The sequence below is a fragment of the Agarivorans sp. QJM3NY_33 genome, assembly GCF_050870865.2.
Taxonomy (GTDB): domain Bacteria; phylum Pseudomonadota; class Gammaproteobacteria; order Enterobacterales; family Celerinatantimonadaceae; genus Agarivorans.
In genome coordinates this window covers 2704814-2717952 of record NZ_CP194039.2, presented here as the reverse complement: position 1 = coordinate 2717952, position 13139 = coordinate 2704814, and the positions used below count along the sequence as shown (strand labels likewise).

At 44.1% G+C, this 13139-nt stretch carries 10 protein-coding genes; 3 read left to right on the top strand and 7 right to left on the bottom strand.

Translation table 11 applies throughout. From position 1 onward, the window contains the following. Positions 1–13: 13 nt before the first annotated feature. Positions 14–844 (bottom strand): AraC family transcriptional regulator, encoded by an 831-nt coding sequence (locus tag ACRRSY_RS12200; RefSeq protein ID WP_432459310.1) that lies wholly within the window; start codon positions 842–844, stop codon positions 14–16. Positions 845–1370: 526 nt separating this feature from the next. On the opposite strand from ACRRSY_RS12200, the gene ACRRSY_RS12195 reads away from it, so the two are divergent. Then, positions 1371–1958: a phospholipid scramblase-related protein gene (locus ACRRSY_RS12195; RefSeq protein ID WP_432453285.1), complete on the top strand. Its 588-nt coding sequence runs from the start codon at positions 1371–1373 to the stop codon at positions 1956–1958. Between the two features lie 829 nt (positions 1959–2787). On the opposite strand, the gene ushA is transcribed toward ACRRSY_RS12195, so the two are convergent. Then, positions 2788–4503, bottom strand: coding sequence for a bifunctional UDP-sugar hydrolase/5'-nucleotidase UshA (ushA, locus tag ACRRSY_RS12190; RefSeq protein ID WP_432453284.1), 1716 nt, complete (start codon positions 4501–4503; stop codon positions 2788–2790). Positions 4504–4956: 453 nt separating this feature from the next. Here ushA and ACRRSY_RS12185 point away from each other — a divergent pair, with 453 nt between their 5' ends. Both ACRRSY_RS12185 and ACRRSY_RS12180 read left to right on the top strand, forming a co-directional pair. Continuing rightward, a complete protein-coding gene (locus ACRRSY_RS12185; RefSeq protein ID WP_432463282.1) occupies positions 4957–6180 on the top strand; it encodes a cystathionine gamma-synthase family protein in 1224 nt (407 codons plus the stop codon). Positions 6181–6220: 40 nt separating this feature from the next. After that, a complete protein-coding gene (locus tag ACRRSY_RS12180; protein ID WP_432463281.1) occupies positions 6221–7030 on the top strand; it encodes a transporter substrate-binding domain-containing protein in 810 nt (269 codons plus the stop codon). A gap of 207 nt (positions 7031–7237) precedes the next feature. Here ACRRSY_RS12180 and ACRRSY_RS12175 read toward each other — a convergent pair whose 3' ends face one another. The 5 genes from ACRRSY_RS12175 to ACRRSY_RS12155 all read right to left on the bottom strand — a co-directional run bounded on the left by ACRRSY_RS12175 (position 7238) and on the right by ACRRSY_RS12155 (position 13112). After that, positions 7238–9205 (bottom strand): methyl-accepting chemotaxis protein, encoded by a 1968-nt coding sequence (locus tag ACRRSY_RS12175; RefSeq protein ID WP_432463280.1) that lies wholly within the window; start codon positions 9203–9205, stop codon positions 7238–7240. 148 nt (positions 9206–9353) lie between these two features. Next, entirely contained in the window at positions 9354–10358 is a 1005-nt protein-coding gene (locus tag ACRRSY_RS12170) for an ABC transporter substrate-binding protein (protein ID WP_432459313.1), read from the bottom strand. Positions 10359–10416: 58 nt separating this feature from the next. Beyond that, positions 10417–11379 (bottom strand): ABC transporter permease, encoded by a 963-nt coding sequence (locus tag ACRRSY_RS12165; RefSeq protein WP_432459314.1) that lies wholly within the window; start codon positions 11377–11379, stop codon positions 10417–10419. Continuing rightward, a complete protein-coding gene (locus ACRRSY_RS12160) occupies positions 11372–12259 on the bottom strand; it encodes an ABC transporter permease (protein ID WP_432463279.1) in 888 nt (295 codons plus the stop codon). The genes ACRRSY_RS12165 and ACRRSY_RS12160 overlap by 8 nt, the downstream gene beginning before the upstream one ends. A gap of 19 nt (positions 12260–12278) precedes the next feature. Then, positions 12279–13112, bottom strand: coding sequence for an ABC transporter ATP-binding protein (locus ACRRSY_RS12155; RefSeq protein WP_432453277.1), 834 nt, complete (start codon positions 13110–13112; stop codon positions 12279–12281). Between the last annotated feature and the right edge of the window lie 27 nt (positions 13113–13139).

The following is a 13139-nucleotide window of genomic DNA, read 5'->3' as shown; positions in this document are numbered from 1 at the left end:
ACCTCGAATAAATTTATGCAGAAAGTTGGCGTTGGAAGGTTTTTGGCGTCATTCCATATACACGTTTAAAATGGCGGATCAGATGACTGCTATCGGCAAATCCAGCCATGAAAGCCGCTTCATTTAGTGATTGTCCTGACTCGATAATTTTTCGCGCAACATTGACTCGGCAGCTCAATACGTACTGGTGAGGTGTAATCCCAAATTGCTGACGAAATAGCCGAATAAAGTGAAATTTAGACATGTTGGCGGCCATGGCTATATCGTCAATTGATAAATCTTGCGCGAGGCTGGCCAAAATATAATCCTTTGCCCTAAGCAGCAATTTATCGCTTGGTTTATTATTTGGTTTCTCAATGCTTAAAACCCCAGACATTGATACCAGTGATTGTGCAATTCGAAATAAGCAAGATTCAAACTCGATTTTTGAATAGTGGGCTTGGTCGATGATGGATGAAAATTGGAGGATCTGGTGGCGAAGCATCCGGTTTTCGATCAAGGGTTGCTCAAACCTTGGGATCGAATGTTGTGGGTAACCGAGGGCTCGGAATAAGGGATGAAGTTCCTTTGGATGAATATAAAGCATTACATACTTAAGATGTTGCTCTCCTCCGGAATGTCCGTCATGAACTTGTTCAGGGTTGAACAGCAACACTCCACCCTGAGGACTCTTGTGATAAGCATTTTGGCAGAAAAAATCTTGGCGGCCCTGTAAAGTCACACCCAAAGAATATTCTTCATGGGCATGTTTAGAATAGGAAAAATCACTCATGGTGGCATTTAGCGCGGTGATATTTTTCCAGCTGCTGCTATTGATGAACTGGAATTGATTCTCTTGCGCCATTGGCTTGCCCTTCTCGATTACTCTCCGTTGATCTTGAATATCAGTATAGGGAGATTTGCGGCGAAAAGATTGAACAAAATTGCGAAACTAAGTGCTGAATATTTACGGCATTAGCTTTGTATTTATACCAATGTCACTCATTATCTGCTCATTCTTGTTGGCCTAAATCAGCGCTGACTGTGTCGTGAATCTTATCATTGAGCCTTTAGTTAACGCATTTTATGCTTGGTTATCGGCAGATTTATTCGGCGCCATTAGTTTGCAAGATTGGTTTTGCCTGAAAATAACCAAATGGTGATGGTTCGAATTGCGATAAGTTGAGCTTATAGAATCAGACGAGTGATGATCAGCTTTAAATGTGTGAAGGGGTCATATGGCGGGACATGTTGAATGATAATTCCGTTCTGATTTATCTTTACTCCTTTAAATATTAATATTTATCAGTTGCTTAAGAGAAGGATAAAGAGTCTAATTTATCTTTAATAAAGCGTGTACTGCTTGTTACCCCAATGGAGAAAAAATGAGAATGAGCGATGTCATCAATAGTAATTTGTTTTTAGTAAAAGAGCATGTCGGCTTATTCAAAGCTGCCAATAACTTCGATATTTATGACCCTTCTACCGGGGACGTAATCATGCAGTGCAGAGAACCTTCTTTAGGTTTTTTTACCAAGATGCTGCGGTTTACTGACTATAAACGAATGACACCGTTCGACATTCAAATAACCACACCTGATGGGCAGCGCATCGTTCGCCTTCAGCGGGGGATTTCACTGTTTTTATCAAAAGTTACCGTGAGTGATCAAAATAACCAAACGATTGGTGGTTTTGCGCAGAAGTTTTTTTCAATTGGTGGGAAGTTTGATGTGCTTGATAAGCATGATCAAATGATCTGTCAATTGGAAGGAAAATGGACGGGGTGGGATTTCTACTTTAAAAAAGATGGGAAAGAGTTTGCTCACGTCTCTAAGAAATGGGCCGGATTAGGTAAAGAACTATTTACCAGTGCGGATAACTATATTCTTGAAATATCAAATGATGTACCAGAGAACGATGATGTTCGAAAACTCATTTTAGCCGCGGTGATGTGTATTGATATGGTTTTGAAGGAGTAGACGACCGTCCATCAACTGATAGAAGGGCGATGATTGCCTGCGCACTAGCGCTATGTTTCTTCCGGTACTTGGTGCGCTGATCGTTATTTTTTTGAGATAGGTTTTCACAATAAATGGTTAGCGGTAGGGTGAGAGCGTGAGTGTTCGTATTGCAGGTGATCTTAATAATAATGGTTTGGATCTGAACTGAACTAATACGGCGTCTGGCGCTCTATGCCTTATGACAACATTGCTAGGTTATAAATATAAAACTGTCAGCAAAATTTTTGATAATAATGCGATTATTGCTAGTAGTTTGATATGAGGAAAGGAAGATCGATATGAGTAAATTTAGCTTTTTTCGTTGTATATGGTTTTTTCTTTTGTGTACTCAATCATACCTTTATATTTAGCAGGAGGGGCTTTTATATTTCTAACTTTTATGTTTAGGTCATATATGCTCTTTGATTTTAAAACCTTTTATCATTTTTATCAAAAAGAAACGAGTATATATGCGTTTGTAAATGTTGTATTTAGTTCATTTTCATTTTTTTCATTATCATTTTTTATTATCTTTTCTCTTTCATATTGGTTTTTGTATGTGGTTAGTCCAGGGGATGTTGTACATGTCATAAAAAACCACAGAACGAGTGTGGCTTTAATCAGAATATAGGTGATTTAGAGGTCGGCATTCCATGTAGACGTATAAAAGATGCAAGATATATTGAAATTAAAAAATTTACCGGTGGGTATCTTTTAAAGATTATTTAGGCTGCAGTGGTCAAAGGATTTAAATTCAAATAAAAAGGTAGCTTGAATAGCTACCTTTTAAAATCAGACTTTGTTTTAGCTAAGGGGTAATTAAACAACCATCGCTACTGTCTGAATTGGTATAAACAATATCACCCACCGGATTGTAGTCTGAGGCGACAATACTGCCCTGTTTTTTGAAGAAATCGTATAACACATCGGCGTCAACATAACCGGTTTGCTGTGGTTCTATCACTGGGTAACCATCACCGCCAGCGGCGCTGAAACTCGGCACGGTTAAGGTGTAGTTATTGCTTGCACTGAATGTTTTACCGTTAATCTCATTAATGTTTACGGTTTGAGCCGTGCAATCAACACTCATTTTAACGCCTGTGATTTGAGCATAACCACCAGAGCCGATTTGGATGCTAGCGACTGGGCCTAAGTAGTCAGTGATTTGTTGACCGGTCATGGTACTGAGCGTTACGGTATTACCGAAGGGTTGCACGGTAAGCACGTCGCGATAACTTATTTCACCTGCCGCAATGGAGGCTCGAACACCACCAGAATTCATTACGCCAATATCTGCGACAACTTTACTACGTTGAGCTTCGGCAACTAGGCGGCCTAAGTTAGTTTGTTTATAACGCACGTTGCTGCGTTCGCCATCGAGTAAGCCATCACTTGTGGCTATCACTTCCCCAAGTTTTTCTTGTCCTTGCTCTTGGTAGTAAGACAGAAGTTGCTCTAAGGCCGCATCGGGCTCGATTTTTTCTCCAGCAAGTACTTCGGCTCCGGTTTCGTTACCTTGTGCATCAGTTTCTTTTTTCAATAGGTTCACTGGGATTAATTTGTAGCTAGATAAATGCAGTTCATGATTAAAGTATTCAAAGTCGGCGCGACCGACGTACTTGCCCCATTCATAGGCTTGCATGATGTAGGTGCCGTTTTGTTTATCGGGCACACAGTCGTCTCCGGGCTTGAAGTCGGCGTAAGCACTGCCTTCCATACACACCGGATTTTGTGAGTGACCACCAATAATGGCTTGTAACGCACCGGTTTCTAGATAGTTAGCAAGCGTTACATCTCCCGGGGCGTTGCTGCCGTGAAGGCTTCTTGCGTAGTGGCCCATATGAGTTGATGCCAAAATGACATCAGCGGTTTTTGCCGCTTGAATTTCTTTAATGACCTTGGCAGCTTCTACTTTAGGATCGGTAAATGTGAGTTCTGAAATAAACTCAGGATTGCCAATTTTTACTGTGTCTTCAGTGGTTAATCCAATCACTGCGACTTTAAGACCGTTTACATCGAAAATCTTGTAGGGGTCAAAATAACGAGTCCCATCGGCTTTATAGATGTTAGCGGCGAGCATTGGAAAGTTGGCGATGGAGCGTTGTGAATCGAGGATCTCCAAAGGATTATCGAACTCGTGGTTACCGACTGCCATCGCGTCATAGCCAATTTGATTCATCCCGATGAAATCAGGTACAGCATCTTGTAAATCTGATTCGGGGACGCCAGTGTTAATGTCTCCTCCAGATAGCAACAGTGTCTCTCCGCCATTTGCTTCTACTTCGGCACGGATCTGATCCACCAAGGTTTTACGTGCTGCCATTCCGTATTCATTTTTACTGTTTTTCCAAAAACGGCCGTGATGGTCATTGGTATGCAAAATGGTAAATCGGGTACAAGCATCGCCTGCTTCAGCGCAGCTGTTTGCCTTTGCGATAGCGGCGTCATTATCACTATTATTACATCCTGCTAGTGAAGCTAAAATTGCGCTAGCCACTAGTCCTTTAGTTAATGCGTTTGACATCAAGTTGGATCCTTACTCTATTGTTGTTTGTTAGGTGTGCTTGTATTTTTAGACAAAAGCTCACGACCGCTGCAGTTACGAACGGTTTTAAACACCTTAATCCACTTAGTTTACAAATACATGTCAGTCCATAACTTTATACTGGCCTTGGTTTCTGCCGCAAAACTGATGCGGGGCTTTTTGCTGGTGTTCAGGGTGCTTTTTTATCTCTCGAAGCATGTGTTTTGATGGCTTAAACCGTGCTTTCAATGATGTTATTAGAGTGATTGTGATTTTTGTAAAATATTTGTCAAATGAAGGGGATGACTTTCTCTCTAGGCTCATTTAGGCTTGCCTGAATAATAAAGGGCGCTTTTCCTCGGCTGTCGGCGTATATGCAACTTCGCTTTTGCCTGAATTGGCGTCATAATCCCGACGATGCGCTATTGTCATTGTTTAATTGAAGGCGAATAAATGGAACAAGCTAAAGTAGATAAGAGCTTAATCGGTGTGGGCTCTGCAACCCTAAGTGTATGGGCTGGTGAGCAATCGGGTCACCCCTATGGCGCGACGCAAACGCCTATCGTGGCCAGTGCGGCGCATGCCTATTCTGATATTGATCAATGGTATGAGGTGGCGCTAGGTCAACAACCGGGTTTTATCTACAGTCGTATGAGTAATCCAACGGTTGCGGTTTTGGAAGCGAAGCTTAGTGTTTTAGAGCAGGCCGAAGCGGCGGTGGCATTTAGCAGTGGCATGGGGGTGATCAGCAGTGTGCTGTATACGTTTTTGAGTCATGGAAAGCGGGTTGTATCGACTAAAGACAGTTATGGCGGGACTAATAAAATTTTTGAAGAATTTTTGCCGCGTATGGGCGTTGATGTGTGCCTGTGTGACACTGTGGATCATCAGCAAATTGAAGCTCAGATTGCTCAAGGTTGTGATCTCTTGTATTTAGAAACACCCACCAATCCAAGCTTAAAAATATTGGATATTAAACGTTTAGTTGCCGCAGCTAAAAAAGTTGGTGCCTTAGTGGTGGCCGATAATACCTTCGCGACGCCCATCAACCAAAATCCGCTCTCTCTGGGGGTTGATGTGGTGGTACATAGTGCGACCAAATATTTGAGTGGTCATGGTGATGTGATGGGCGGAATTGCCTGTGGTTCTAAGGTCTTGATGGAGCAAGTGCGACATTATCGTGAGATTAATGGTGCTGCGCTCGATCCCTTTGCTGCGTATTTGATTATTCGTGGGATCAAAACACTAGCCTTACGTTTTCGCCAGCAACAGGCGAGTGCTAAAGCCATGGCAGATTTTTTGCTGACACAAACCTTGGTTGAATCGGTCAATTATCCTGGTCTTGAGCAACATCCAAACCACCTAATCGCCAAGCAACAGATGCGGGGTTTTGGGGCAATAGTGAGTTTTGTGCTGAAAGGTGGAATGGATGCCGTGAAGCTACTATTACCAAAGTTGAAGTATGCCCACTGCGCTGGAAATTTGGGCGCTGTAGAGACAATTTATGGGCCGGCACGTACCACAAGTCATGTAGAAAATACTTTAGAGGAGCGTCAAGCGCTGGGTATTTCTGAAGGATTAGTCCGCATTTCTGTCGGGATTGAAGATACCGACGATCTGCTGGCTGATCTAAAACAAGCACTGGCTGCGACAGCAACCGAATTAGAAAATAAATAATTTATCAATGCAAACAACACCATTTAGTTCAAGGATATACATGAATCCCTTTGTTAAAAACACATTTGCGGGCATTGCCTTTGCAAGTTTGTCACTGATGCATACCACAGCCTCTGCTGCGGAGCCTACCATTGAAACTATTCTGTCCAACGGCGAGTTAAAGGTCTGCTTTGAAGCTGGCTATATTCCCTTCGAGATGAAGAGTAAAGATGGCCGTTATATCGGTTTTGATATTGATATTGCCAAGCTCATGGCGCGTGCTATGAAAGTAAATTTTGTCCCCGTAAATACCGCATGGGATGGTATTATTCCAGCGCTGCAAACGGGCAAGTGTGACATCATTATTGGCGGCATTGCTATCACTCCTGAACGTAATCTCAAGGTGATGTTTTCCAATACCTACATTGAAATTGGTCAAACAGTCTTGTTATCACCAAAGTTGAAAGATAGCGTGAAAAGTTACCGTGATTTAAATGATTCGAAATACACAGTGGTTTCACAAGTCGGCACTACCGGTGCGATTGCGGCGAAGAAGTACCTACCAAAAGCCAATATTGATTTGTTTGAAACTTCGGCGGATGCCGTGTTGCAGGTGAGTAATGGCAAAGCGGATGCGTTTGTATACGACTTACCTTACAACGCTCTATACGCTTCGCAACACCAAGATAAGGTTTATCACTTAGATAGTTCCTTCACCTATGAACCCTTGGGTTGGGCAATTCGTAAACATGACTACCATTTTCTGAATTTCTTAAATAATTATCTTGTTCAAATTAAAAAAGATGGTTCTTACCAGCGGATTTATGACAAGTGGTTTAAGTCGGACGCTTGGCTTAGCAGCATTCAGTAGCCTTCGTTAGGGGGAATGCTTCTTGATAAAAAAGAGCCAGTTTTCGCTGGCTTTTTTTAGGTAACGACTCTCGAGCTTGGTGTCGCGGTATTGATTGGTACCGCAACTCAAGGCTACTAGCTTGTATCTGCGAGTTTGATTCTCGCGGTCACTCTCGTTCGCACAAGCATTATCTCTGGTACCTCATAGGCAATGGTCAGAGTCTTGCTATTGGCGACTCAGTTCATAAAGACGTTGTGCTTGTCGTGTCGCTTCGCTACTCACCTGTCTAAATTCGTCGGCATCACTAACATTTTGATTTGAGATTTCGCGGATCCGTTCTGCAAGCATCTCTACGTTATCAGTGACCTTCGATTGCTCGTTGGTGGCCACGGCAATGTTGTTGGCGCGCTCTTTAATATCATTAAAGGCGCTGACAATTTGCTCGTATTGGCTACGGGTGGTGGTAGAGCGTTGATTCACCGTTTCAGAGTACCCGCGACATTCTTCTATCACCGTAACGCCTTGTTGTGAGGCTTGTTGCAGTTGATTGATCATGGTTTCTATTTCGCCTGCTGATTGCTGGGTTTTTTGGGCGAGAGTTCGTACTTCATCGGCAACCACGGCAAAACCACGTCCAGAATCACCAGCGCGAGCCGCCTCAATCGCGGCATTCAGTGCTAGCAAATTGGTTTGCTCAGAAATACTCATGATGACATCCAATACCTTACTGACCGACTGCGAGTCTTGTGAAAGTTTCTCTATAACAGTGACCGATTCCGCCAATTTATCAAATAGTAAGGAAATGGATTCTGAGTTTTGCTCGATTACGGTAAAGCCTTGATTCACTCGGTCGGAAGAGTCGGTGGTGATCTCCGCCACTGACGCTACATCCTGTGATACCGATGAGGCCGTTGCAGACATCTCATTAATCGCGGTAGCAAGAGTATTATTTTCATCCATTAGTTGTTGCGCTCGCTGTTGGCTTGCCTCGCTCAGGCCATCCATTGAGCTTGCATTATTCTTTACGTTTTCGGCTTCTTGCTTCACACGTTTGAGGATGCCGAGTAAATGATCGCCGTAGTCATTAATCGCTTGCGCTAACTCACTCATCTCATCTTTGCCGTTGATCTTGAGTTTTGTATCGAGCCGACCTTGAATTAATGAGCGAACTTGGTTGGTGGTTAAATTAATGTTGGTAATTAAGCGCTTAGCTGACACCAGTAAGGCAATAATAAACACAAGGATCAAGCCTGCAAAGGCAAGATAGAGGGTGGTGGTTAATGAGCGCATATCTTTTAGTGCCACTTGAGCGGGTAAGATTACCGCCGCAGTCCAGCCTTGATCGGGTAGGGTAAAGCGCACTAGCATCGATGCGTCATTACGAACCACGCCTTGTTTAAACTCAACCATATCCTTATTGTTCGCTTGCAGAGCCGCCGCTAAAGGGGCTAGAGAAGCGTCTTGCTGGCTTAAATCATTTAAGCTGAGCATCGTAATATTTTGTTTACGTAATAAGGGCAGTGAAACAATTTGCCCAGTTTGATCGACAATTAGACTGTAGGTTCCGGTTTCATTGTTTTCAGTGATTAAGCTTTGTTCAATATTAGCTAATTCCACATCGATGGTAGCCACCCCCCAAAATTGGCCATCACGTTGAATCTTGACCGAACAGGTGACCATTGACTCATTGGATACTGGATCAACATACACTTCAGACCAAACACATTGCCCTTGTGTGGCTTGTTTGGCATTGGTGTACCATGATTCCTGCTGGTATGGACTGCTATTTGGCTTATTATAGTCATCTAGGAGGGAGAGCTGGTTTGGCCCTGTTTTGGCCCAAAATAACGAAGCCTTTTGGCTATCTGGGTTAAATTTATTGGGTTCAGGCCAAATGCCACCGCCCACAACGCCTTCACCGCTCTTAATGAGTGGTTCAATGTGGGTAATAAATGTCGCTTTCTCTAGTGGAAGGCCCCCAGCTAGAGCGGCTAAGTTTCGGGTAAGAACGGCGTTTTCGCTGAGATCTTCGGCAATCGCTTTGCCGATGACCTTGGCTTGGAATGTCGCCGTGGTTACGGCTTGGTTCTTAATGACTGGTATAACGACGGTTTGCACGATAGTAAATAACAAAAGTAATGATGCAATCAGCAAAATAGCGCTACTGATATAAAACTTATGTTTAATGGACATGGCGGATACCCTTGTGAAAAATAGAATATTCTTGTATTTGGTTGAGCTTTCTGTTGGTTGAACTTATCGGGAGGTGCTGACCGCAGTTCAAATAAAAAGAGCTACCATTGGCAGCTCTTTTTTATATCAAATGATCATAACTAAATAATTACAGTTTAGCGGCTTCGTCAAATACTTTATGGGTGTAGGCACCTTCGGGCATTTTGGTGATAACCGGTGTTGAATCACTATCGAGTAAGATTTTAACGGTACGGTCAAAGGCTGCGGGTTCGAGGTAACCAATGCCTTTATCGCTATTACTTAACAATTTTGCAACCTCAGTGGCCATGCGAATTTGATGTGCTTCAGTTTGCGCGCCAGTATCATCGTAGTCTAATACAATGAGAGCCGCTTCTTTGGGATGTGCTGCTGCCCATTCCCAGCCTTCAATCGATGCTTTGAGGAATTTGGCATAGGTAGTGACTTTTTTACTGTCTTTTAGACTGTCTTCTAGAACGTACAGGCCATCCTCTAGCGTTGCAACGCCTTCATCTTCATACTTGAATAGCACTAGTTCGTCGTTGCTTAAACCGCCATCAAGCACTTGACCGTATTCGTTGTAGGTCATGGTGGAGACACAATCAGCTTGACCTTGGAAGATCGGATCAACATTAAAGCCTTGTTTCAATACTGTCACGCCATCTTTGCCGCCGGTGGTGGCGTAACCGAGTTTAGACATCCAACTTAGGAAAGGGTATTCGTTGCCGAAGAACCAAACCCCTAAGGTTTTACCTTTAAAATCTGCCGGGCTGCTAATGCCACTCGACTTAAGGCAAGTGAGCATCATGCCTGACTTACCGTAGATTTGACCAATATTGACCAGTGGCAGGCCTTTTTCTCGGGTAGCAAGTGCAGAAGGCATCCAGTCTACAATTACATCGGCACCGCCGCCTGCCAGTACTTGGGCTGGCGCAATATCGGGTCCACCAGGCTTAATGGTTAAATCGATCCCTTGGTCTTTGTAAAAACCTTTATTGAGCGCGACGTAGTAACCGGCAAATTGGGCTTGAGTGACCCATTTTAGTTGTAAGGTTAGTTTTTCAGCTGCGCTTGCGCTGAGGCTAGCGGCCATTAAAGCGACGCCAGATGCTAGTGAAATCAGAGATCGATTCATAGTTAATTCCCTTTATTGCTACAAGTGTTTGAAGTAATTGCCTAGGGGTCTGATGTCCCTAGTGTTTATTCCCACCTCGAAACGAGGGGTGCCAAAATAGCAGTGATTTTTCTAACAAGGCTAAAGCCCCGTAACTTAAAGAGCCGGCAATTGCTGCTACCACAATCGTGGCCCATACCATGTCCATGTTCATTCGGCCAACCTCGGTTGAAATTCGAAATCCCATGCCAACAATCGGGGTACCAAAAAACTCGGCCACAATAGCGCCAATTAAGGCCAACGTTGAGTTGAGTTTTAAGGCGTTAAATATAAAAGGCAGTGCTTGCGGCAGCTGACTTTTGATGAAGATTTGGGTTTTACTGGCGGCATAGGTATGCATCAAATCTCTGTGGATCGCATCTGTTGCCTGTAGGCCGGTTAGAGTATTAATAAACATGGGGAAGAAAGTCATGACCACGATCACTGCGGCCTTGGATTGCCAATCGAAGCCAAACCACATCACCATAATCGGCGCGATCCCCACAATCGGAATGGCCGACATAAAATTACCCAATGGCACCAAACCATTACGTAAAAACGCACTTTTTACCGCCCATTGCGCGACCACAAAACCCGAGGCGCAACCTAGCAAATAACCCGCGAGAACTGCTTTTAAGTAAGTCTGCTTAAAGTCTCCCCATAACATCGGCAGATTATTGATTAAGGCTGTGAAAATTTTAGAAGGGGCGGGTAATAACACTGCAGAGATAGCGTAACCAGTGACGATGCTTTGCCAAGCAAGGATCAGCATAAAGGCAAATAAGCTAGGGATCAGTGGTTTAATATAGCGAGCAAATGCCGGGCGTGAAGTACTCAAATGAGTGAGCTGACTTAACAGCGCCGCAGTGGCGTAAGTCGCTAACAATAAAAGGATAATCAAGCTTGGTGCTCGTTGGTAAAAGCCTGCTTCCACTTTCATCGTCAAAGCCAGTTGCAGTAGCAGCAAGCCAAGATATAAGGCATTAGAAAAATAGTTAAGCATTGCTCAATCCCCCGCGTCGTTTTAATAGCGACTTTTCAGCCAAACCGACAAGCCATACTAAGAGTGAGCCAAGCAGTGCAGCCATGATTAATGCAGCCCAAATTTGCTGGGTTTGTCCATAATAGGAGCCACTGAGTAAGCGAGAACCTAAGCCACCTTGAGCCCCGGTTGGCAGCTCGGCAACAATGGCGCCAACTAAGGCTGCGGCAATCGCAACTTTTAAACTGGCAAACAGGTAGGGTTGGGCAGAGTACCAGCGTAGTTTCCAGAATACTTGCAGGGTGCTGGCACTATAGGTATACATTAATTCTTCGTGAATGGTGTCGGAGGCGCGTAAACCTTTAACCATACCGATGGTCACCGGGAAGAACGACAAATACATCGAGATCACCGCCTTGGGGACCACGCCCGTAATATTGAGTGCGCCGAGTACCACCACAATGATTGGCGCGATGGCCAAAATGGGAATGGTTTGTGAGGCGATCACCCAGGGCATTAAGCTCGCTTCTAAGGTTTTGTTATGCACAATACCGATGGCAATTAGCATGCCTAATAAGGAGCCAAAAACGAAGCCTAAAAGGGTTGAGTTAAGGGTAATGATGCTGTGAAATACCAAGGAACGCTTAGAAGTTACCGAGGTATCAAAGACCGATTTTTTAAGTTCTAGAGCCACCTGATGGGGGGCTGGTAACATCGGCCTTTTAACTTGATACGCTTGGCTGATGACCTGGCTATAGCTCCAGTCTTGTTTCTTACGTTCAAGGTTATGGATCAGTTGGTTGCCATTCATGATCAATGCGGCTAAATACCAAATGGCGAGTAGCGCGATGATTAAGCTGGCTAAAGACAGCCACTGACGGTCCTTCGTAGTGCTTTGCATAGTTTACTCTCTGCTGTGCTTAGTCAATGGCATGATCGGTGGCCAGTGCGGTACGAATTTCCGCGGCCAGTTCATGAAAAGCCGCTTCATCTCGCAGTGCTAAGGTTTTCAAACGAGGTAAGGGGCTTTCGATGACTTTCACGATCCGTCCAGGGCGCGGTGACATCACCACAATATGGGTCGACAACAGTACTGCTTCGGCAATGGAGTGCGTCACAAAGACCACGGTTTTTTGAGTCTCTTGCCAAATTCTCAATAGTTCTATGTTCATATGGTCACGGGTAATTTCATCCAAAGCGCCAAAGGGCTCGTCCATCAACAACAGGTCGGGATTGAGGCACAGCGCCCGAGCAATGGAGGCGCGCTGTTGCATACCGCCAGATAACTGCCAGGGAAATTTATTATGGAAGTCTTGCAGGCCTACCATCTTCAAATACTTATCGATTTGCTTTTGTTGATGGGTGCCAGTTTGTCCGGAGATTTCCATCGGCAGTGCGCAGTTTTGTTGAATAGTACGCCAGGGTAATAAACCTGGGGCCTGAAACACATAGCCATAAAGTCGATTTAAGCGAGCGTCTCTGGGTGAGGTTCCATCAACCTTTATTTTCCCTGCTGTGGCCTGCTCTAAATCGGCGATCACTCGTAACAAGGTGGTTTTACCGCAACCTGAGGGGCCGATAAATGAAACAAAATCCCCTTCGTTAATATTGAGCTGGATATTCGACAAGGCATTGACCGGTCCATCGTTGGTATTAAACACCAAAGACAAGTCTTCAATGGCAATCATCGAACGATGACTCGGCGCTTTATCGGCAGTGGTTTGTTCAGTGGTCTGTTGTGCTACTGCTAACATAGTCTCTCTCTCATATTTTTATTGTTT

Bases quoted from the DNA above. Each gene is read 5' to 3' on its own strand.
- ACRRSY_RS12200 (WP_432459310.1), bottom strand. From the start codon at position 844: ATGGCGCAAGAGAATCAATTCCAGTTCATCAATAGCAGCAGCTGGAAA.
- ACRRSY_RS12195 (WP_432453285.1), top strand. From the start codon at position 1,371: ATGAGCGATGTCATCAATAGTAATTTGTTTTTAGTAAAAGAGCATGTC.
- ushA (WP_432453284.1), bottom strand. From the start codon at position 4,503: ATGTCAAACGCATTAACTAAAGGACTAGTGGCTAGCGCAATTTTAGCT.
- ACRRSY_RS12185 (WP_432463282.1), top strand. From the start codon at position 4,957: ATGGAACAAGCTAAAGTAGATAAGAGCTTAATCGGTGTGGGCTCTGCA.
- ACRRSY_RS12180 (WP_432463281.1), top strand. From the start codon at position 6,221: ATGAATCCCTTTGTTAAAAACACATTTGCGGGCATTGCCTTTGCAAGT.
- ACRRSY_RS12175 (WP_432463280.1), bottom strand. From the start codon at position 9,205: ATGTCCATTAAACATAAGTTTTATATCAGTAGCGCTATTTTGCTGATT.
- ACRRSY_RS12170 (WP_432459313.1), bottom strand. From the start codon at position 10,358: ATGAATCGATCTCTGATTTCACTAGCATCTGGCGTCGCTTTAATGGCC.
- ACRRSY_RS12165 (WP_432459314.1), bottom strand. From the start codon at position 11,379: ATGCTTAACTATTTTTCTAATGCCTTATATCTTGGCTTGCTGCTACTG.
- ACRRSY_RS12160 (WP_432463279.1), bottom strand. From the start codon at position 12,259: ATGCAAAGCACTACGAAGGACCGTCAGTGGCTGTCTTTAGCCAGCTTA.
- ACRRSY_RS12155 (WP_432453277.1), bottom strand. From the start codon at position 13,112: ATGTTAGCAGTAGCACAACAGACCACTGAACAAACCACTGCCGATAAA.